This window comes from Methylobacterium sp. WL103, assembly GCF_008039885.1.
In the GTDB taxonomy this organism is placed as follows: Bacteria; Pseudomonadota; Alphaproteobacteria; order Rhizobiales; family Beijerinckiaceae; genus Methylobacterium; species Methylobacterium cerastii.
Map to the genome: position 1 here is coordinate 1 of NZ_VRUX01001171.1, position 666 is coordinate 666.

Below are 666 nucleotides of genomic sequence, written 5' to 3' on the forward strand. Positions count from 1 at the left end.
GGCGACAGCAGCACCATCGGCGCGAGGGCTGCGACCCGCGAGAGGATCGCGGCCAGCGCGAGCCCGGTGGCGGCGGCGGTGCCGGTCCGGTCGAGCAGCGTGGCGAGGGCGCCGATCCGCAGCGCCAACGACAGCATCAACGCGACGCCGCCATAGGCGCCGATGCGGCTGTCCTTCATGATCTCCAGGCTGCGCTCCGGCGTCGCGCCGCCGCCGAACCCGTCGGCGACGTCGGCCAGGCCGTCCTCGTGCAGGGCGCCGGTGAGCATCACCGCGACCGCGACGGCGAGCGTCGCCGCGACGAAGGGTCCGAGGTCGATCCACCAGCCGGCGAGCAGCACCAAAGCCGGCGGCAGCGCCAGGATCAGCCCGGCCAGCGGCAGCATTCGCGGGACCGTCCGGAAGTCGGGGACCGCATGCGGATCGGGCTCGCCCGGGAAGGGCGGCAGCGGCAGGCGCGAGTAGAAGCGCAGGCACGCCGCCAGATCGTGCAGGAGGTCACGGCCGGGCCAGTCGGCCTCGCCGCGGAACGGTTCGCCCAGCATCACGCCGCCTTCGCTCGCAATGGCCTTGACGCGCGCAGCCTTCACCCGCGCGCCCGCTCCCACTATAGCTCGCGGGACCGGCGCGCCCGCCCACCCGCGGACGGCCCGCCCACAACAATCC

At 74.8% G+C, this 666-nt stretch carries 1 protein-coding gene; it reads right to left on the reverse strand.

Going from position 1 to position 666, the window contains the following annotated elements; all coding sequences use genetic code 11:
- On the reverse strand, positions 1-545 hold a 545-nt coding region (locus FV222_RS28450), incomplete at its 3' end, for an adenosylcobinamide-GDP ribazoletransferase (RefSeq protein WP_147816455.1).
- Positions 546-666 lie beyond the last annotated feature (121 nt).